Annotated in this window: 19 protein-coding genes; 13 read left to right on the top strand and 6 right to left on the bottom strand. The window is 44.9% G+C overall.

The window, feature by feature from the left end; genetic code table 11:
- A partial coding sequence (locus ARB69_RS27285) for a hypothetical protein (RefSeq protein ID WP_055154962.1) occupies positions 1-394 on the bottom strand: 394 nt, incomplete at its 3' end.
- Positions 395-641: 247 nt separating this feature from the next.
- Between ARB69_RS27285 and ARB69_RS21510 the strand changes: the two genes are divergently transcribed.
- The 4 genes from ARB69_RS21510 to ARB69_RS21495 all read left to right on the top strand — a co-directional run bounded on the left by ARB69_RS21510 (position 642) and on the right by ARB69_RS21495 (position 6,301).
- Positions 642-2,039 carry a L,D-transpeptidase family protein gene (locus ARB69_RS21510; RefSeq protein WP_055154961.1) on the top strand — a complete coding sequence of 466 codons (1,398 nt, stop codon included), beginning with the start codon at positions 642-644 and terminating at the stop codon, positions 2,037-2,039.
- A 162-nt stretch (positions 2,040-2,201) separates the two neighbouring features.
- Positions 2,202-4,454: a formate C-acetyltransferase gene (pflB, locus tag ARB69_RS21505; protein WP_055154960.1), complete on the top strand. Its 2,253-nt coding sequence runs from the start codon at positions 2,202-2,204 to the stop codon at positions 4,452-4,454.
- Positions 4,455-4,557: 103 nt separating this feature from the next.
- Positions 4,558-5,331 carry a pyruvate formate-lyase-activating protein gene (gene pflA / locus ARB69_RS21500; RefSeq protein WP_055154959.1) on the top strand — a complete coding sequence of 258 codons (774 nt, stop codon included), beginning with the start codon at positions 4,558-4,560 and terminating at the stop codon, positions 5,329-5,331.
- 706 nt (positions 5,332-6,037) lie between these two features.
- Positions 6,038-6,301, top strand: coding sequence for a CD3324 family protein (locus ARB69_RS21495; RefSeq protein ID WP_050638896.1), 264 nt, complete (start codon positions 6,038-6,040; stop codon positions 6,299-6,301).
- A 70-nt stretch (positions 6,302-6,371) separates the two neighbouring features.
- Here ARB69_RS21495 and ARB69_RS21490 read toward each other — a convergent pair whose 3' ends face one another.
- The 3 genes from ARB69_RS21490 to ARB69_RS21480 form a co-directional block, all read right to left on the bottom strand.
- On the bottom strand, positions 6,372-6,794 hold the full coding sequence (locus ARB69_RS21490) for a DUF3788 domain-containing protein (RefSeq protein WP_055154958.1): 423 nt from the start codon (positions 6,792-6,794) through the stop codon (positions 6,372-6,374).
- A gap of 145 nt (positions 6,795-6,939) precedes the next feature.
- Complete coding sequence (locus ARB69_RS26885) at positions 6,940-7,209, bottom strand: hypothetical protein (protein WP_129879583.1); 270 nt, start codon at positions 7,207-7,209, stop codon at positions 6,940-6,942.
- Between the two features lie 16 nt (positions 7,210-7,225).
- Positions 7,226-7,513, bottom strand: coding sequence for a TetR/AcrR family transcriptional regulator (locus ARB69_RS21480; protein WP_050638893.1), 288 nt, complete (start codon positions 7,511-7,513; stop codon positions 7,226-7,228).
- 164 nt (positions 7,514-7,677) lie between these two features.
- Between ARB69_RS21480 and ARB69_RS27280 the strand changes: the two genes are divergently transcribed.
- Positions 7,678-8,181, top strand: coding sequence for a hypothetical protein (locus ARB69_RS27280; RefSeq protein ID WP_083487172.1), 504 nt, complete (start codon positions 7,678-7,680; stop codon positions 8,179-8,181).
- On the opposite strand, the gene ARB69_RS21470 is transcribed toward ARB69_RS27280, so the two are convergent.
- A complete protein-coding gene (locus tag ARB69_RS21470; RefSeq protein ID WP_055154957.1) occupies positions 8,161-9,147 on the bottom strand; it encodes a helix-turn-helix transcriptional regulator in 987 nt (328 codons plus the stop codon). The genes ARB69_RS27280 and ARB69_RS21470 overlap by 21 nt on opposite strands.
- 489 nt (positions 9,148-9,636) lie before the next feature.
- Here ARB69_RS21470 and ARB69_RS21465 point away from each other — a divergent pair, with 489 nt between their 5' ends.
- Complete coding sequence (locus ARB69_RS21465; RefSeq protein ID WP_050638891.1) at positions 9,637-10,509, top strand: helix-turn-helix domain-containing protein; 873 nt, start codon at positions 9,637-9,639, stop codon at positions 10,507-10,509.
- Between the two features lie 231 nt (positions 10,510-10,740).
- The gene (locus ARB69_RS27945) at positions 10,741-11,319 is read left to right on the top strand and encodes a CatB-related O-acetyltransferase (protein ID WP_070102507.1); all 579 of its coding nucleotides are present in this window, start codon (positions 10,741-10,743) and stop codon (positions 11,317-11,319) included.
- Between the two features lie 50 nt (positions 11,320-11,369).
- Here ARB69_RS27945 and ARB69_RS21455 read toward each other — a convergent pair whose 3' ends face one another.
- The gene (locus ARB69_RS21455; protein ID WP_055154956.1) at positions 11,370-11,993 is read right to left on the bottom strand and encodes a hypothetical protein; all 624 of its coding nucleotides are present in this window, start codon (positions 11,991-11,993) and stop codon (positions 11,370-11,372) included.
- Positions 11,994-12,365: 372 nt separating this feature from the next.
- Between ARB69_RS21455 and ARB69_RS21450 the strand changes: the two genes are divergently transcribed.
- The 6 genes from ARB69_RS21450 to ARB69_RS21425 all read left to right on the top strand — a co-directional run bounded on the left by ARB69_RS21450 (position 12,366) and on the right by ARB69_RS21425 (position 19,395).
- Positions 12,366-13,826, top strand: coding sequence for an FAD-dependent oxidoreductase (locus ARB69_RS21450; protein WP_050638888.1), 1,461 nt, complete (start codon positions 12,366-12,368; stop codon positions 13,824-13,826).
- The gene (locus ARB69_RS21445) at positions 13,827-14,804 is read left to right on the top strand and encodes a hypothetical protein (protein ID WP_050638887.1); all 978 of its coding nucleotides are present in this window, start codon (positions 13,827-13,829) and stop codon (positions 14,802-14,804) included.
- A gap of 101 nt (positions 14,805-14,905) precedes the next feature.
- Entirely contained in the window at positions 14,906-15,571 is a 666-nt protein-coding gene (locus ARB69_RS21440) for a DNA-binding response regulator (RefSeq protein ID WP_050638886.1), read from the top strand.
- Positions 15,568-16,593, top strand: coding sequence for a sensor histidine kinase (locus ARB69_RS21435; protein ID WP_055154955.1), 1,026 nt, complete (start codon positions 15,568-15,570; stop codon positions 16,591-16,593). The genes ARB69_RS21440 and ARB69_RS21435 overlap by 4 nt, the downstream gene beginning before the upstream one ends.
- A gap of 141 nt (positions 16,594-16,734) precedes the next feature.
- Complete coding sequence (locus tag ARB69_RS21430; RefSeq protein WP_055154954.1) at positions 16,735-17,487, top strand: ABC transporter ATP-binding protein; 753 nt, start codon at positions 16,735-16,737, stop codon at positions 17,485-17,487.
- On the top strand, positions 17,488-19,395 hold the full coding sequence (locus tag ARB69_RS21425) for an FtsX-like permease family protein (RefSeq protein ID WP_055154953.1): 1,908 nt from the start codon (positions 17,488-17,490) through the stop codon (positions 19,393-19,395).
- Positions 19,396-19,561 lie beyond the last annotated feature (166 nt).

Here is a 19,561-nt window from a genome sequence, read left to right as displayed (position 1 = left end):
GCATGACCACATTATCTCTGTGTGTATCAATACGGAGATTCCTGCACTGCTCCAGTGCCCAGTTCAGGCAGAAGGATGCAGCTCCGCGGATGGTGCCGTCTGAGGTAATCCTGTGTACAACCCCATAGGGGGATTCATCCAGCCACTGACCGTTATATATTTTAGTATAAGTATCATCACGGCCCTCCTTATAATAGAATGCAGCTATGATATTGCCGTGTTCTTCGCAGACATAACTGTTTCCATCCTCAATATCCTGAGCCAGCAGTGCTTTCGGCGGATAGGTGCTGCCCCATTGTGTGGGATTTCCGTGGCTTGTCATAAACATTCTTGCGCTTTCATACATTTTCAGCAGAATTTCCAGATCTGCCAGCCTTGCCTTTCTAATTTTCATGTTTAAATACTACCTTTCAAATGTTATTTATTCTGATAATAATACATCGCATACTATGCAATATATGTGCGGTTTTAGTAATGGTTTTATGATGTTTAAAATAAATTACACACATATTTTTATTTTAAAACGATTCACATATTAAAGCAATTAGAAAAAATACTGAAAATTTGCAGCCTTTTGCCTTGAAAATCCGTCTATTTAATGTAATGATAATACTGTATTACTATAGAGGAGGGCACATAAGATGAGCGGCAAGAAGAAGGTGTTACTGGCAGGGGGGATAGCAGCTGGCATTTTGATCTGTATTTACTGTGGCATATCTATTTATTTCATGAATCATTTCTTTCATAATACCAGGATCAATGGTGTGGATTTTTCCATGAAAACGGCAGATGAGGCCGAGCGGTATTTTGCAGGGCAGATTGATGGGTATGCGCTGAAAGTTACTCCGATAGAAGGCGGCAGTGAGGAGATCAGCGGATCATCGATATCAATGAAGTATAAGAAGAGCAAAGAGCTGGATAAAGCGCTGAAGGAGCAGGGGGCGTTTCTTTGGCCTTCGATGTTTTGGAAGGATCATAAGGTGAAGCTGTCTCTGGGTTTTGATTATGACAAAAAACAGCTGGAGGAAAAGATTCAGGCGCTGCAATGTTTCCAGAATGAAGAAAAGAGCGATCCGGAGAGCGCTAAGCCGGAGTTTGATGGGGATAAGTTTGTTGTAAAGCCGGAGGTGCTGGGGACAAAAGTCGATCAGGAGCCGATGAAGGAAAAGCTGATACAGGCAGTGCAGGGGCTGGAAGAGGAATTCAGCCTGGAGAAAGAAGACTGTTATCTGAAGCCGAAGTATACTGCGGATTCAAAAGAGGTGGCGGCTGCCTGCGATACCTTGAACAAGTACTGCGGGACAAGCATCACTTACGATATGGCGCCGCATAAAGAAGTGGTGGACAAGGCGCTGATTTCTACTTGGCTGTCCTGGGATGAGAGCATGAATGTTACTTTCCACGAAGACAAGGTCAGAGAGTATATGAATCAATTCGCCGCAAAATACGAAACTCTTTATGGGACTCGTCCGCTGACCACGCCCTGGGGAAAAGCGACGGAAGTAAGCGGCGGCACCTACGGCTGGGCAATCAATGAGGCGGCTGAGGCGGATGCTCTGATCGCCAGTATTAAAGCAGGTGAGCAGGCAACCAAAGAGCCGGTATATGAGCAGCGGGCGGCAAGCCATGAGCAGCAGGACTGGGGCAAAACATTTATTGAGGTGGATCTGAGTGCGCAGTATATGTGGTATATTGTTGATGGGAATGTGGCCTTTGAGACGGCTGTGGTAACCGGCAAGCCTTATGAACACTCCACACCGGCGGGGGTATATGACATCCTTATGATGATCCCAGGCACTACCCTTGTGGGAAATATTGTGCCTGAGACGGGAGAGCCGGAGTACCGGACATGGGTGGACTACTGGATGCAGGTGACTTACGGCGGTGTCGGATTCCATGATGCCACATGGCAGCCCGCTTTCGGGGGAGATCTGTACTGGAGCATTGGTTCCCACGGATGTATTAATATGCCGTTGGACGGCGCGGCGACATTATACAGCATGATATCGAACGGGACTCCTGTTGTCATGCACTACTGATACACATAAGCGGAGAAGAAAACACTATATATTGTATAAAATTAGATACAAGGCCTATAATGAAAACTATTATCATTTATCCTCTTGTCTTTTATTTAACGAAATGATATACTGGGCGGGAACTAAAAGATAACCTGATACATCAAAGGAGGATTTTATAATATGGCTCATTACGATCAGTGGGAAGGATTTAAGGGAAGACTGTGGAGAGATGACATCAATGTCAGGGATTTTATTCAAAACAATTATACTCCTTATGACGGCGATGAGAGCTTTCTGGAAGGACCTACAGAAGCAACAAATAAACTCTGGGGCAGGCTGCAGGAGCTGCAGCGTGAGGAACGGGCGAAGGGCGGCGTACTGGATATGGAGACAGAGGTTGTTTCCGGCCTGACGGCTTATGGCCCGGGATACATTGATGAAGAGATGAAGGAACTGGAGACGGTAGTCGGACTCCAGACAGATAAGCCGCTTAAGAGAGCATTTATGCCTTTTGGCGGTATCAAGATGGCGGAGCAGGCATGTACGACTTACGGGTATCAGCCGAGTGAGAAGCTGCATGAGATTTTCACCAAATACCATAAAACACATAACCAGGGGATTTTTGATATCTATACCCCGGAGATGAAAAAGGCGCGCCATAATAAGATCATCACAGGACTTCCGGATACATATGGCAGAGGGCGTATAGTGGGCGATTACCGCCGTGTAGCTCTTTACGGAATTGACCACCTGATTGAACAAAAAATGGTGGACTTTAACGAAACCGAGAGACACGGAATGAAGGGAACCGATTTTCGTCTGAGAGAAGAAGTTGCGGATCAGTTAAAGGCGCTCAAAGACATGAAGGAGATGGCGGCTGTCTATGGGTTTGACATATCCAAGCCGGCAAAGGATGCGAAGGAAGCAGTGCAGTGGCTGTACTTTGGCTATCTTGCGGCAATCAAGACGCAGAACGGCGCCGCGATGAGCGTTGGGAGAATCTCTACTTTCCTGGATATTTATATCCAGAGAGATATGGAAAACGGCATTCTGACAGAGGCACAGGCACAGGAACTGATCGATCATATGGTGATGAAGTTCAGGATGGTTAAGTTTGCCAGGGTTCCCTCTTATAATGAACTGTTCTCCGGTGACCCGGTATGGGCAACGCTGGAAGTGGCAGGGCTGGGGCAGGACGGCAGATCTATGGTGACCAGGAATGATTATCGTTTCCTGCACACCCTGGAGAACATGGGGCCGTCGCCGGAGCCGAATCTGACGGTATTGTATTCTTCCCGTCTGCCGGAGGCGTTTAAGAACTATGTATCTTACATTTCTATCAAGACAAGCTCCATCCAGTATGAGAACGACGATGTAATGCGCCCGGTATGGGGAGATGATTATTCCATATGCTGCTGTGTATCGGCAACTCAGACAGGGAAAGAAATCCAGTTTTTCGGCGCCCGCGCGAATCTTGCCAAATGCCTGCTGTATGCAATCAACGGTGGTGTGGATGTAAAGACCAGAGAACAGGTAGCTCCTGCATACAAGCCGGTGACTACAGAATATCTGGAGTATGAGGATGTCCTGGATAAGTATGACAAGATGATGGACTGGCTGTCAAAGTTATACGTGGACACCCTGAATATGATCCATTACATGCACGATAAGTATTATTATGAGGCGGCGGAGATGGCGCTGATTGATACCGATGTAAGAAGAACATTTGCAACAGGAATTGCAGGATTCTCACATGTAGTTGACTCCTTAAGCGCAATAAAATATGCGAAGGTCAAAGTCATCCGTGACGAGACGGGAATGGTTGTGGATTACGAGACAGAGGGCGATTTCCCAAGATACGGAAATGACGACGACCGGGCGGACGATATTGCGATCTGGCTGCTTAAGACATTCATGGGCAAGCTGAAAAAATGCCATATATACAGAAACTCGGAGCCGACAACCTCTATCCTCACAATTACATCCAATGTGGTTTACGGAAAAGCGACGGGCTCCATGCCTGACGGAAGAAAGGCGGGAGAGCCGCTTGCACCGGGCGCAAATCCTTCCTATGGCGCAGAGAAAAACGGTCTGCTGGCATCCCTGAACTCCGTTGCAAAACTTCCTTATGAGGAGGCGCTGGACGGAATCTCTAATACGCAGACAATCAATCCCGGAGCTCTGGGGAATGACGAGGCGGAGCGTATTGAGAATCTTACCCGTGTGCTGGACGGATATTTTGAACAGGGGGCACATCACCTGAATGTCAATGTGTTTGGCAGAGAAAAGCTGATCGATGCGATGGAACATCCGGAAAAAGAGGAATATGCAAACTTCACAATCCGCGTGTCCGGATATGCGGTTAAGTTTATCGACCTGACACGTGAACAGCAGATGGACGTAATCTCCAGAACATGCCACGCAAATATGTAAATGGGTTGCACCGGCTTGACGGCATACCGTTTTACGGGTTGGTTTGTTTACGGATTAATTCAGTTATAAATTATATAGAAAGTTTTATTTTGAGGTGAATACGATGACAGAGCAGAACAATCTGAAAGGATATATCCATTCTCTTGAAAGCTTTGGTTCTGTAGACGGACCCGGCGTCAGATATATTATTTTTATGAGCGGCTGCGCTATGCGCTGCCAGTTCTGCCACAATCCGGATACGTGGAACATGCAGTCGGGGACACAGTATACCGCTGACGAACTGCTTGGGCAGGCTTTAAAATACCGCTCCTACTGGGGGAGTAAGGGCGGTATTACCGTAAGCGGCGGAGAGCCGCTTCTCCAGATCAAGTTTCTGACAGAACTGTTTCAAAAGGCAAAAGCAGCCGGGATCCATACGACTTTGGACACAAGTGGAAATCCATTTACCAGAGAAGAACCTTTCTTCGGCAGATTTCAGGAACTGATGAAGTATACCGATCTGGTATTGCTGGATATCAAACACATTGATGAACAGCAGCATGAGATTCTGACCGGATGCACGAACCGGAATATTCTGGACCTGGCGGTCTGTCTTTCAGAGATGGGGAAACCGGTCTGGATCAGGCATGTGCTTGTGCCGGGAAAAAGTGATAATGATGAGTACCTTCATAAGCTGGATGCATTTATCGGGACATTGGAGAATGTGGAGAAGGTTGAGGTGCTTCCCTACCATACGCTGGGGGTATTCAAATGGAAAGAACTGGGGCTTATATATCCTTTGGAGGGGGTGGAAGCGCCCTCCAAGGAGCGCATAGAGAATGCAGAGAGGCTTTTGCATGTGCATGGGCGGGACCCGGCGGAAAATGACTCTGAATGAGGAATGGAAAAATTGTTATCCGGCATTTATTCATTATAAAAACCATGTGTCACATTATATTAAAAAACATAAAATCTAAGACTTATAAATCAAGTTTTACATTCTTGAAATGTCTCTTACAATATGTTATAGTACAAATATAAGAGGAGCAACCGCCCACAAGGTGGGTTGACCTTTGATAGAAAGTAGAAATACCACCCTGCTACCGGTCAAGTTTAGGGGTGGTTTTTCTATGTTAAGCTAGCGACAAATCAAATAAATGAATGTCAGTAACGCCAGAATAAACATTCCAAAAGCCATAAGGTCTTTAAAATCGAAATGTTTCATAGACATCACCTCCATTCTATGTAGAATGAAGGTCAACACACCCTAAAAACACGGTTACTCCATAGATTGAATATAATGATTTGTGGATGTAAATAAAATACTATATTATATATGTCAGGCTGAACCTATGGATGTTTCTGATCGAATTGGCTAAGAGAGTTAAGGGGGATTGAACAACAAATACAATAATGGTATACTGACAGCATAGTGTTATCTTTAGGTGGTGATGATTGTGTGTAAGAATAAGAATAGGAAAAATGATGCAGGACTCTGTGCAAAGCCAGAATCAGGAGCGACATTTGCATAGAGTAGTTTCGTGTCGCTAAATTAATACTGCTGGCTTTGCTGCTTGGACTTCATGATCAAGGAGGGAGCCTGTATGAAATATATGAATGCAAATACAATTCTCCCGGATGCTTTAGTCGAGGAACTGCAGAAGTATGTGCAGGCAGGATATATTTATATTCCTGCAAAAGACGAGCAGCATAAGAAGTGGGGAGAGTTGTCCGGGTATCGGAAAGAACTTGCAAAACGCAATGCGGTTATTGTTGAGCAATATCGCGGCGGCATGTCTATAGAAGAACTTGCCTTGCGTTTTTCGCTTTCGGTATATGCCATAAGAAAGATAATCTACCAGAAATGACTGAAACCGCAGCCTGCAGATCACGATAGAGCGAAATTGTGAACTACAGGCGCGGTTTTCTTTTTTTGATTTAACAGCATTCATGTGAACATTTAACAGACAGTATTTTCTGTATATCATCAAAATGGCCGCGGCATGTAACGCGGTATTGTATCCAGCCGCCGTCACCGCAGAGATACTTATTGTCTATGTACTCCTGTGTATACTGTAGCATATTCTCATAGAGGGATGCGAATTGGGGATCTGACAATCTGACCATAACCGTAAAAGAATTATTTTCAGCAAATATGTTACAAATGAGTTTCTGCTTTATTCTATGGGCAATTCCCCAGCCATATGCATTACCATAAGGAAATGTGACTTTTTGTACTGTCTGGAAGGAGCTTGATAACCATTCATTAAGCAGTGTAAAAAGTTCTGCATTTTCCCCGCAGTAATCTTTCATTTCATCTACGGTTGGTTCAATTTGTTTGTTAAGCATTCTTTCGTACATACCCGTCTCCTTTTGGGATAATAATCGGAGTTTTACTAAGTTTACCACATAGAGGAGGTGATATCCAGCACCTGGTTTTCCCAACTGTTCATAATTTCCAGCTGTTCGGCTGTATGGAACCAGTGTTCACCATTTTCCATAACGGTCAGCCCCGCGCTGAACTTTTTGACAAAGATATCCACGGTTTTACGCTGTACGAGGTTATCTTGTCCGGCATATAAGATTTCGGTGGGCGTATTCCACATCTGAATGGGATGCCGCCTAGCGCAAAGCCAATGGCTTCTTCTTTATTGCCGCCCTGGCCATCGACAAAAAGATAAATTTTATCCGATGGTTCTCCAAGGAGTATTGCAGGAATATGCTCTATTAAAAATGTCTTCGGTTTCAAATCAGTTTTTATGGTATCTCCTGACATGCTGAAATCCTCCTGTTTATTTTATAATATCATTGATAATTCTGCTCATTTGTTTTGGGCAGCCTTCCTGTGTTTCGGCATGGTTCAGTACAATAGTATCAGCAAATTCATTCATCAGCAAATTCGTTGAGTATTCTATCACTTCATCCTTAGAATTAAAGTATCTGTAAAAGGTTCTCCTTCCTAACTCTGCTTTATCGACAATCCTGGTTATTGTGATATCATGGTAGTTTTTTTTGTCTAACAACTCATATAAAGATTCTATAATCCTTCTTTTCGTTTGGTTATTTTCTTTAAAGTACATATGTTTCTTCTCCTGTTTCACCCATGGCACATTTTTAAAAATATGTATCACTTTTATCGGATATATTGTCCGGATCATCTGACCGTATTATACTAGACTACAGACCAATGCACAAGTGTGTCATGTTGCTTTATCTTTGTAAAGCATACAAAAGGAGGATTGCTATGTTATTCGTAATAGAATGTATTTTCGCATGTGGGATCTTTTCATTTATGATACTTCCCCCACTTTACAAAAACCCTGTCAACCAAATTATGTCCTATCCAAAAGAAATCAGAATGCGGGTAGAAAGTCTGCCGCAATATAAGGGGATTATAGATAAAATAGAAAAAAGACATTTATCAATAAAAATAATTTTTATATTTTTGATTGCCATTATACTTGCAGTAGTTGCGTATTTTTCCGGTGCAAAAACATTCACATCTGCATTTATACACGTGTTCATACTATTTTTAGTTGTAAATATTTACGATTTGCTGGTTTTAGATATTGGACTTTTCTGCCATAGCAAAAAAACAAGAATACCTGGAACAGAAGATATGGATAAAGAATATAGAAATCCGCGGCACCATATTATAGGTGCCGGGACAGGAACTATTATAGGTGCTGTTGTTGCACTGTTATCAGGTGGTATAATACATGTTGTTTCAATATACCTTCTTGTTTGAGATACTCCGCACCGGTCTGACATATTTCCAGAACCGTTCAGGATTAAAGTAAAAGTAAATGATTCTGCCGGGGGTAGTGTCATAGCAGTAACCAGTGCCTGTGAAATCAAAAGATGCCATTGCTTTTTCAACCTTATCCTCTACGCTGCGGTTTTCCTGCTCGTAATTGAATGGCCCGTGCTCAAAAACAAGATACTCGGCCTCGGGAACGTCAGCCAGAAGCATTTGCGGCGGGATTTCTCCTTTGTAATCGACAGGAAGACGCGCGCCGTAACATTCTGTACGCGGGATTCCCCAATCGCAGAGCCGGCCGTCCGGGGCGTTCATATATGCCATAAGCTGGCCGCTGCCGCTGTTGCTTTCGCTCCCTCCGTCGTCATCCAACTTGCCCTTAATACTATCGAGTAAGCCGCAGATTGTTTCACAGTCCTGGCCCGGGATATGGCTTTGCTTTTCCCAAAAATCCCAATACCCGTTACTCTCATAATTCTTAATGTGCAAAAACTTGTGTGCCGGGATGGTTACAAAATAAATGTGAATGTCATCTGTAGTTTTTATCATACCTATCTCTCCATATCCAAAAAAGTAACGGTCAAAAGGGTTTATTTTTGTACGAAGAACGACAGGTCTTGGATGCCTCCTGTACTCACTTGGGGTTACGCCATATGTTTTTTTGAAAGCCCTGGTAAAGGCCTCATGTGATGAAAAGCCATAATCAAAAGCAATTTCCAAAATGCTTTTTCCACCGTCACGCACCTCTTTTAATGCAAAGGCCAATTTTCTGTTCCGCAGATAATCCCGAAACTGCATGCCCGATATTTCTTTAAACTTTCTGGTTGTATAAAACTCGGAATAGCCCAGCCTGCGGGAAAGGCAGCATAGAGTCAACGCCTCATCATTATAATTTTTAATACAGTTGTCAATTTCATCAACGATGATTTGTATTTGTTTCTGCCATTCGTACATTATTGTTCACCTCATCTCAATCGCCCTATAGTTATTATAAAAAAATAAAGGAATTACTGCTTGATTTTACTTGCTGTTATTTCCTGTTCTTTTCTAGTACATCGTAAAATAATTAACTGCCACATAAGCCGACCTGAATTTCCGATAGCACTGCTCCCCAAGCCTAAGCGTAGCCCGCTACGCCTGCATTTGTGGAGCAGCACTCTCGAAAATTTATCTCAGCTTATGAGCCAGTAACTTATTTTACGATATACAAGTTCGGTTTTTAGCATCCGATCTGCAATCTCCACGCCGCCGCCTTTTTGTTTAGAAGCATTTTGTGTTATGGTAATTATTATAAGTGTATAGATTCTTCATATCAAGAAGCTAATATCTGGCAGGAAGCGGTGAAAGGGCTATACTATTTATCTCATGTTAAATGGGTGATGACAGCAAGAAATGTGAAAATAGATGATCTAAAAAGCAGTACAATATGTTCAGGAGGTCAGAATGAAAACAAATAACATTGATACAATTCAAGAAGTGGTAGATTACATTGAGGAGCATCTGGACGAAACGTTGAACCTGGATAGTATTTCTGGGAAGATGCATTATTCAAAATACCATTTGAGCAGAATGTTTGTGAGTATTGTAGGCTTTACGCTGCATCATTATATCCAGAGAAGGCGTTTAACCGAAGCGGCAAGATCACTGATCTTCACGGACAAACCGATCATGGAAATTGCTTTTTGTGCTGGATATGAGACACAGCAGTCCTTTACGGCCGGCTTCAAGTCTCTGTTCAAATGCAGCCCGCAGGCGTTTCGTAAAAAGCGGGAATTTTATCCGTACCAGTTAAAGTTTACGGCTGACGGACAGTCAGGGTTAAGAGGAGATATGATGATGGATATCAGAACTGCAGAATGCGGCAGAATTAAATTAGTAGGTTTCAAGAAAAACACACGTTTTGGTTTTCTGGCTATTGGAAAGTGCTGGCGAAAACTACATGCTAAAAAGCAATTGATTTCAAACAGGAATGACATGGATTTTCTGATTGGGCTTAATGACTATACAAAATGGGATTTAGAAAATGAAAAACAGCCGGCGTTTGATTATCTGGCGGCTGCAGAAGTTGATCATATAGAGAATATTCCTGCAGGTATGGAGGCAAAAGAGCTGCCGGCATGCAAGTATATTGTCTTCAGTTTCACGGCTAAATGCGAAGACAGTCTGCAGCCGGTTGCTGATTACGTCTATAAAGAGTGGTTTCCCCAATCGACCAGTCAGCTGAATGACCATGCACGGTATGATTTTGCAAAATACGGAGAAAAAGCAGATAAGGACGGAAAAAGCCGGATCGAATACTGGGTGCCGGTATTATAAAGGGGTCAGACCCTTTTGACCTCCGTTTTCAGAATATTCTCAAATTAGTAAACAGACATCGGGCAGAAAAGCCGGTGTATACTAAATACTTCTGTAGCATCTGTTATATTGAGAATATTGATCCTGAAAGCTACTATAATAATAAGCAGTCGTCGTTAACAGCGGATATGACAAAACGGCGTCTGCAGATAGGAATTAGAGATGTACTAGCGGACAGGAGATAATCAGACGATCTATCTGAAAAATGCAATTACCAATCCGAATATTAAGGTTGGCGATTATACGATGTATAATGATTTTGTGAAAGATCCCCGGGAGTTTGAAAAAAATAACGTTTTATATCACTATCCGGTCAATAGAGACCGCCTGAACATCGGAAAGTTTTGTTCTATTGCCTGTGGAGCAAAGTTTCTTTTTAACAGCGCGAACCATGCAATGGAATCACTGTCAACTTATCCGTTTCCACTGTTTTTTGAGGAATGGGGACTTGACAGAAATGATGTGGCAGACTCCTGGGACAATAAAGGTGATATCATAATCGGTAATGATGTCTGGATTGGATATGAGGCTGTTATACTGTCCGGGGTAACAATAGGGGATGGTGCCATAATCGGCGCCAGGGCCGTTGTGACAAGAGACGTTCCGCCATATACGATTGTCGGCGGAGTGCCCGCAAAAGCGATTAAAAAGAGGTTTTCTGAAGACACAATCTCCTCATTGCTCAGTTTACAGTGGTGGGACTGGTCACAAGAGAAGATTGCAGAAAATATCGCCGCAATTAAAGGCGGCCGCATTGAGCAGCTGAAGTAGCCACAGAGCCTGCCTGGAATTTCAAGGTTCGTCCAGAGCGTGTCTACACTTTATGCCCCTTTTTCGCTGTGATTTTCCTTATCTGGCGTATCGTATTCTCCGGCAGCCATGATAACACGTTTGATTTTCAAGCAGGTCAGGTCTCGGGCACGGGAAAAGGCGGCCTCCAGGGCAGGCGTTCCCGCACCAGTATTCGCAAACAGCACGGCGCAGCTGTCTTCCTGAATCAGGAGGCTCTGCCTGTGTTCAATAGAATCAGCGGGATAAGGATCAGATCCAAACAGCATAAGGTTCTGATTAATACTGCAGAGATCATTCACAAAATGAATGCGTGAAAGCAATCCATATTGGTACTCGGTTTTGCAGTACCCATTTAATTTATGGAATATATCCAGAAAATATTTTTGCGAGGAAGCTTTGGGAAGATAGAACTCTGCATGAGGGCTTGCAAACAGAAAATACTGGATCTCTCTGACCGGCTCAACGCAGCCGGCAGGAAGAATGATAATATCAATATCGTTAAGAATCGTTTCCGCCTGGGATATGTCTCTGCGGAAAGAGGTTGATCCTGAGGAAACAAACAGCAGCTTTTTCCCGCAGGCATCAATATACCAGGTAGGATTGCATAAAAAGCGTCCGGAAGACGGTGTCTTAGTAAAAGTAGAGATTTTCATGATTTACTCCTCATACAATAGCAGGCATATGTAAGTGAGCCTGGTGTTAACCTGATTTCAAGTAAGTTATTACTGAATAGATAGAGCAAAAAACCAATTTCTTCTATAATTTACCACATTACCGCAATAAAGACAAGCTAAATTTATTGACGGGTAGGGGACGCCTGTCGGGGGGCGGGAGTTCTGCAGCGGCGAGAGCAGTGGATCAAAACGTCTGCTCGCACATTGTACTCCTCCAGCCAGTCCTATCTTAGTTGCCGTTCCCATCCGCTTTTCCCGATAATGTCCTCCCCTCCAATTCTTTCCCATTTTTTGCATAATTCCCGCATCTAAGACGCATCCTATTCAGAAGAATGTATTGAGGTGAATAGCATGGTTGAAAAATCAATTTGGAGTATTTCTGCATCGTCTGCAAAGTATCCCCCGCTGCATGGCGATATTGAGACGGATACGGTTATTATAGGCGGAGGGATGGCCGGGATTCTGACGGCTCATTTTCTGGAGCAGGCGGGGATGAAGTGCGTGGTTCTGGAGGCGGACAGAATCGGGAGCGGGCAGACGAAGAATACCACGGCTAAGGTGACTTCCCAGCACGGGATGATATACGACAGGCTGCTGCAGAACGAGGGGATGGAGAAGGCGGGGCTGTATGCCGCTGCGAATCAGGAAGCGGTTGAACGATACCGAATTTTGGCGGAAAAGTATCAGGGGGACATTGGATGGAACCCGTGTCCTGCTTATTTGTATACCATGCAGGATACGGGCGCGCTGCGGCGGGAACATGAGGCGGCAAAACGGATCGGGATGGGGATGCAGCTGACAGAGAAGACGGAACTTCCGTTTCAGGTAAAACTGGCCTTGAAACTAGAGGGGCAGGGACGGTTTCATCCTCTGCGGTTTTTGTATATGCTGGCGGAGGAACTGACTATATTTGAGCATACAAAAGTAACTCATGCAGAGGATCATACAGTCGTGACAGCGCATGGAACCGTACATGCGCAGCGGGTCGTGTTTGCCTGCCACTATCCTTTTCTTAACAGTCCGGGATATTATTTTATGCGTATGCATCAGGAACGAAGTTATGTGCTGGCGGTGAAAAAGGCCGCTTCGTTGGAGGGGATGTATTACGGGATAGATGAGGACGGATTATCTTTCAGAAGCGCAGGAGAAAACCTGCTGATTGGGGGCGGGGGGCACCGCACCGGCAAAAATACAGCCGGGAATTCTTATGAATATCTAAGCAGCAGGGCGGAGGCCTTATGGCCGGAATGTAAAGAAACAGCCCGCTGGTCTGCACAGGACTGCATGACACTGGATGGGATCCCTTATATCGGAAAGTACAGTAAAAGCCAGCCGGACTGGTATGTGGCTACAGGATTTGGCAAATGGGGGATGACCAGCTCCATGGTATCCGCCATGATCCTGACCGACCTGATCTGCGGACGGCAAAACCAGTATGCGGACGTATTCACCCCCAGACGCTTCCACCTGCAGTCTTCTGTGGGCACCTTACTAAAAGAAGGCGGCTATGCAGTTTCCGGCCTTATGAAACAGCTGGCTGCAATACCAAAGGAGAAGCTTGAGGATCTGAGGCCGGGGCATGGCGGGATCGTAGAGCATGACGGAAATAAATACGGAGTGTACAGAGAAGAAACGGGAAAACTCTTTGCAATTTCTACAAGATGTCCCCATCTGGGCTGCCAGCTCGCCTGGAATCCCGATGAAAAAAGCTGGGACTGCCCTTGCCATGGATCACGGTTTGATTATCGGGGGAAACGGCTGGACGGTCCGGCACAGAATGACCTGGAATGTCATATCAGAAAGGAGAACTAGATGAAGGAAAAGTATTTTCATGGGACAGGTAAAAAAGGGCCCTATTTTGAGGGATGGTATCTGAAGCACCAAAATAAAGGGAAAACCATTGCATTTATACCGGCTGTACACGCAGATAAAGAAGGAAACTGGACGGCTTCCATCCAGGTGGTCATGGATCATGGTGCATGGAATTTTACGTATCCGATCGAAATGTGCCAGATTCACGACGATAAATTTCAGGTAAGAATCGGAGAGAATTTATTTAGTGAAAAAGGCATCTTAATCAGTATACACACGGATGAACTTACTGTAGAGGGGAAAATAGCCTACTCGGGTTTCCATAAAATCAGGGGAGATATTATGGGGCCGTTCCGGTTCTGCCCATTTATGCAGTGCAGCCACGGAGTGTTAAGTATGGCGCATAATCTGAAAGGTTCCCTGAGGGTCAACGGGAAACGGATGGATTTTACCGGGGGAAGAGGTTATATAGAAACGGACAGGGGAAAATCTTTTCCCGAAACATATCTCTGGACCCAGTGCGGATTCGGGGAAATACAACATACAAAAAAGAAGAAACGCCATGGGACAGGGAAGCGTCAGTATGCATTCGAGAAGAAAACGAAGGAACGCTTTCAGAAAGAAATGAACAGTATTATGGCATCTGTTGCAGATATACCATTCCTGGGAATGCATTTCAAAGGCTGTATTGCTGCGGTTCATTACCAGGGCAGGGAATACCGCATGGGCACTTATTTTGGGGCACGGATCACGGAATCCCGCGAGGGGGCCGTGACTTTGAGACAGGGAAAGCTCCTGCTGAAAATCAGGAAACTAGGGGAAAAGTCTCATGGGCTAAAGGCCCCTTATGAGGGGCGCATGGACCGGATTATAAAAGAGAGTCCGTCCTGCAGTATGGAATATCAACTGTGGAAAGGGAAAAGGCAGATCTTTCACCTCATCTCTGAGCAGGCTTCCTATGAGCAGGAATTTTCATAAAATCCGAGGCGGTATATTTCTAACATTTTTGTTATAGAAGACTGCTGCGGACAGAAAGTATGATACAATGTACGCAAAGTGTACATTAGGGAGTGGTAAAAATGAAAATTCTGATTGTTGAAGATGATATGACGCTGGCAAAGGAACTGGTGCTGTTGTGTGAAAGGTGGGGATTTGAAGCTGTTTATGCGAAACAGTTCGATGATATTACGAATGAATACATCAGCAGACAGCCGGATTTGATTCTGATGGATATTAACCTGCCAAGCTTCGACGGGTTCTACTGGTGTGAAAAGATACGCCAGATTTCTAATGTACCGCTTCTGTATCTTTCAAGCAGAGACCAGAATGCGGATAAGGTGATGGCCATGGCAGCAGGCGGGGACGATTATGTGGAAAAGCCATTCGACCCGGAGCTGCTCCTGCTGAAGATCCGGGCCATGCTGCGCCGGGCCTATGAGTATACGACCAATGAGAGAACCTATCTGAACGGCGGGATGTATTATGAGAGCGGGCAGTTTGTATGCAACGGAATGAATGTGGATCTGACAAAGTCGGAGAGTAAGATCATGGCGGCGCTGCTCTCCAAAAAAGGGAGCGTGGTCAGCAGGGAGAAGCTGATGCAGCAGCTTTGGAATACGGACGAGTTTGTGACGGATGCTTCGCTGAGCGTTCTTGTTTCGCGGCTCCGTGCAAAGCTGAACGAAGTGACGGGGGGAAGCGACATTATTGTAACGAAAAAAGGTATGGGGTATTATATAGAATGAAAAATTATCTCAAAGAGAAGAGATGGGGCATTCTGGCGGGGGCGGCAGTCCTGGCCGCCATCAATCTGTATTTTGGGGTGCTGTGCGCCCGCAGCGTAAATTTCGGGGATTTGCTGTATCTGGATGGAATCCTCCTGGCCGCAGGGCTTTTTTACCTAGCACTTGATTACAGAAAATGGAAGCAGATATCCTGCATTCTGGACGATGAAATACATAAGAACAGGGAAGAAGCCAGCCGTCTGCTCGGCGGCAGGGTTACAGAAGTGCTGTGCAGGATGGAAAAAGAAAATGCGGAAGATATCAGCGCGCTGCAGGAGGAACGGGAGGGGCTGACCGACTACATTACAAGATGGGCGCACGAAGTTAAGCTGCCGCTCTCCGCGTTGGGACTGATGAATGAGAGGAACCCCGACAGTGAACTGCAAGAGGAGATGCAGGGATGTCTGGAGCGGATCCAGCAGCTTTTAAACACCATGATGATGAGCAGCAAACTGAAAAATATGGAAAATGATGTACGCTATGAGAGGGTTTATCTGGAGGAAGCGGTCAATGAGGCTCTGAAGAATCAGTCATATTTCCTGATCCGGGAGCATTTTCAGATTGAAAAGAAACTTGAAGGTGCCGTGGTTTACAGTGACCGGAGGTGGCTTGTCTATATGCTGGATCAGCTCATCGGAAATGCGGTTAAATATAGAACAAAACAGCCGGCGCTCACCTTTGAGGCAAGATGTATTTCAGCCGACGAAGTAGAGCTTACAGTGAAGGACAACGGGATCGGAATCGCAGAAGGTGAGATTCCATACATTTTCGACAGAGGTTATATTGGAAGCAATCTGAGAAACGGTGATTATCGCTCTACAGGTATGGGGCTTTACTTCGTGAAGGAGACAGCCGAACATCTCGGGATCCGGCTGCAGGTATATTCCAGGCCGGAGAAGGGCACCCGGTTTACACTTCATTTTTCAAATAATACAGCATTTTTTAACATGAACATAGAGGCAGAGAGAGCGGCAGAAGAATGAACACAGCTTTGGCAGATGGCATTGCAATAATCCGGTAATCTTGCAGAAATGTTAGATATAGGAGGGGACTGTTATCCGGATGAAAGGATTTTTAACCCTCTTTTTGTTACAATTTTAGTGATAAAAGGAGGTATTCGTGATATGAAAAAAATAATGGAAATTAGAAATCTAGTAAAAAGTTTCGGAAGAAAAGATTATGAATCCCAGGTTTTGAAGGGAATCAATCTGGACATTCAGGAGCAGGACTTTGTTGCCATCATGGGGTCGAGCGGCGCAGGGAAATCGACTCTTCTGAATATGCTCTCCACACTGGACAAACCAACCAGGGGTCAGATATTTCTGGATGGGGAGGATGTTACAAAAGCGGACAATAAACGGCTGTCCATTATACGCAGGGATAAGATCGGTTTCATTTTCCAGGAATATAATCTGCTGGACAATATGACGTTGGAAGATAATATCGCTTTGCCGTTGTCTCTGAATGGAGTAAAGAGCAAAGAGGTGCAGAAAAGGGTGATGAATATGGCAAGGCTTTTCCAGCTGGAGGAGCATCTGTCAAAATACCCTTACCAGCTCTCCGGCGGGCAGAAACAGAGAGGGGCAAGCGCCCGGGCCCTGATCACGGAGCCAAAGATTATCTTTGCCGATGAGCCGACCGGAGCGCTGGACTCCAGATCCAGCCGGGATCTGCTGCAGAGTCTGAAAGCGGCCAATGACTCCGGGCGGGCAACGATCCTGATGGTGACACATGACGCCTACACGGCAAGCTACGCAAAGCAGGTCTATATGCTTTCTGACGGACAGGTACAGTGCCGGCTGAACAGCATGGGGGACAGAAAAGTCTTTTATGAAGAGATTATGGAACTGCTTGCTTCCATGGGAGGTGAGCGGTAGATGAGTTTGTGCAGACTGGCATTTTCCAACTTTAAGAGAAGTGTAAGGGAATATGCGGCGCTGATTATGTCCCTTGCATTTTCAGTTTTTATATTTTTTAATTTTCAAAATATTATCTATTCGGACTCCATGGACGTCCTGAACAGTATGAACAAAGACTACATTGACCTGGTCGTACATGCGGCATCCGTAGTATTTGGGGTGTTTTTGTTCTTTTTCATCTGGTATGCCACAAATGTATTTCTCAACCAGAGGAAGAAAGAGATCGGAATCTATACGTTTATGGGGCTGGATAATGTGCGCATTGGGAAAATGTACGCGCTTGAGGCATTTTTTATCGGTATATTTTCCCTGCTGGCGGGTCTGCTGGCCGGGACTGTATTTTCTAAATTATTTCAAATGCTGCTGATGAAACTGTCGGAGATTAGCGTAGATGTCCGGTTTTCATTTACGATAAAACCGGTTCTTATCACATCAGCTGTATTCTTTATCATATTTGGCATGATGATACTGAAAGGATATGTATCAATATCAAGGAGCAGCGTACTGAGTATGCTTTCCGGTGCAAAGCAGGAAGAAATGAAGCCGGAAAAAGGATGGATGGCCGCCCTGAAATCTGCAGCGGGATTGGCGGTACTGGGTGCAGGTTATATGTGTGCAATAAAAACCGGGAATCTGGATACTCTGTCGTATGCACTGCTTGCCGTAATACTGGTAATTGCAGGAATATATCTGTTGTTTGGCGGTGCAATTCCTTTCTTTATCAGAAAGCTGACGAAAAACAAGAAATTTCTGTATCAAAAGCAGCGCAGCCTTTGGGTGAATAATTTGTCCTTCAGAATCCGGAGAAATTACCGCACTTATGCCATGGTTACGATTCTGATGATCTGTTCCGTAACGGTGCTGGGTACAGCGATCGCCCTGAAGCAGCGTTATGATAAGATGGTGCATTTTCAAGAGACTTTCACATATCAGGTCGTAAGCTCACATGAGATGGATATGGAAGAGATGGAAGAGGGAATATCGAAGGAGAATAAAGTGGAATATAAAGCGGAGGCTTCTTACCTGCTTCTTGACCCGAGTATGTTCCATACGAAATATGTGAATTCTACTTATGCAATCATCCCTTTCTCTCAAATGAAAACGATTGCGGAAGAGGCGGGCATGCCTTTTGATTATACAGAATTGAAACAGGATGAGACAATTAAACTTTCGCACATCATTCTCATGAGCTTTGCAGGGCAGGAGCAACAGGACGTCCAGATCGGAGACAATTCTTATCATATTATTAAGGAAGACGATACCCCATATTTGGGCGCCATGCAGGAGCAGATGAGTATTTATGTGCTCAACGATGAGGTTTATAAAGAACTGGAGCCTAAGGGGATCCTGCTGCACATGTATAACTTCAAAATTGAAGATCCGTCGAATGCAGACGCATCCAGGAATTATCTGAGGAGCCTTTCCAAAACGGATGAAAACGGGCAGATGCAGGTGGGAGTTAACTTTTCGGGAGCCGATAGTGAGAAAGAAACTTGGATACGGGTTTTATATTCCCTATGTATCTTTATGTTTGTGACGCTGATCCTGGCAGGAGGCAGTATTATCTTCATCAAGCTGAACAATGATGCCTATGAGGACCGTGACAGGTACAGGATTCTGCGAAAACTGGGAATCCCCGGTGACACTCTGTATAAGTCCATGAAAAATGAGATACGGTTTACTTACTATTGTCCGTTTGTGCTCATGGCAGTATCCTCCTGGTTTGCAATTCGTGCACTGGGAAATGTAATGAAAGAAGATTTGTTCCGTGTGAATATTTACAGCGCGGTTTCTATACTGGTTATATTTACACTGGTTTATTTGGTATCGGTGCGGGTTTTCAGGGGGAAGGTTTTGGATACGTAGGAGTGGAGGAAGGGGGGACGCGAAAGGAAGGGATAGCCGCAACCCGCCCAAGTGCACATATGCCGCCTCGAAACGCGGACGCGAACCTAAGAAATTCTAGGAAGCCGGCAGCCGGGAAAGTGGGGTGATTTTGTGATTCGGTGATCACAAAATCACCCCACTTTCC

This window comes from Faecalicatena contorta (assembly GCF_001404335.1).
Lineage (GTDB): Bacteria > Bacillota > Clostridia > Lachnospirales > Lachnospiraceae > Faecalicatena > Faecalicatena contortus_B.
This window is presented reverse-complemented; position numbering and strand designations above follow the sequence as displayed.

Excerpts from the sequence above, each read along its gene's own strand:
- ARB69_RS26885 (WP_129879583.1), bottom strand. The coding sequence starts at position 7,209 with ATGTCAGGAGATACCATAAAAACTGATTTGAAACCGAAGACATTTTTA.
- ARB69_RS21435 (WP_055154955.1), top strand. The coding sequence starts at position 15,568 with ATGAAAAATTATCTCAAAGAGAAGAGATGGGGCATTCTGGCGGGGGCG.
- ARB69_RS21455 (WP_055154956.1), bottom strand. The coding sequence starts at position 11,993 with ATGAAAATCTCTACTTTTACTAAGACACCGTCTTCCGGACGCTTTTTA.
- ARB69_RS21495 (WP_050638896.1), top strand. The coding sequence starts at position 6,038 with ATGAAATATATGAATGCAAATACAATTCTCCCGGATGCTTTAGTCGAG.
- pflB (WP_055154960.1), top strand. The coding sequence starts at position 2,202 with ATGGCTCATTACGATCAGTGGGAAGGATTTAAGGGAAGACTGTGGAGA.
- ARB69_RS21480 (WP_050638893.1), bottom strand. The coding sequence starts at position 7,513 with ATGTACTTTAAAGAAAATAACCAAACGAAAAGAAGGATTATAGAATCT.
- ARB69_RS21425 (WP_055154953.1), top strand. The coding sequence starts at position 17,488 with ATGAGTTTGTGCAGACTGGCATTTTCCAACTTTAAGAGAAGTGTAAGG.
- ARB69_RS21465 (WP_050638891.1), top strand. The coding sequence starts at position 9,637 with ATGAAAACAAATAACATTGATACAATTCAAGAAGTGGTAGATTACATT.
- ARB69_RS21430 (WP_055154954.1), top strand. The coding sequence starts at position 16,735 with ATGAAAAAAATAATGGAAATTAGAAATCTAGTAAAAAGTTTCGGAAGA.
- ARB69_RS21470 (WP_055154957.1), bottom strand. The coding sequence starts at position 9,147 with ATGTACGAATGGCAGAAACAAATACAAATCATCGTTGATGAAATTGAC.
- ARB69_RS21490 (WP_055154958.1), bottom strand. The coding sequence starts at position 6,794 with ATGTACGAAAGAATGCTTAACAAACAAATTGAACCAACCGTAGATGAA.
- ARB69_RS21445 (WP_050638887.1), top strand. The coding sequence starts at position 13,827 with ATGAAGGAAAAGTATTTTCATGGGACAGGTAAAAAAGGGCCCTATTTT.
- ARB69_RS21510 (WP_055154961.1), top strand. The coding sequence starts at position 642 with ATGAGCGGCAAGAAGAAGGTGTTACTGGCAGGGGGGATAGCAGCTGGC.
- pflA (WP_055154959.1), top strand. The coding sequence starts at position 4,558 with ATGACAGAGCAGAACAATCTGAAAGGATATATCCATTCTCTTGAAAGC.
- ARB69_RS21440 (WP_050638886.1), top strand. The coding sequence starts at position 14,906 with ATGAAAATTCTGATTGTTGAAGATGATATGACGCTGGCAAAGGAACTG.
- ARB69_RS21450 (WP_050638888.1), top strand. The coding sequence starts at position 12,366 with ATGGTTGAAAAATCAATTTGGAGTATTTCTGCATCGTCTGCAAAGTAT.
- ARB69_RS27280 (WP_083487172.1), top strand. The coding sequence starts at position 7,678 with ATGTTATTCGTAATAGAATGTATTTTCGCATGTGGGATCTTTTCATTT.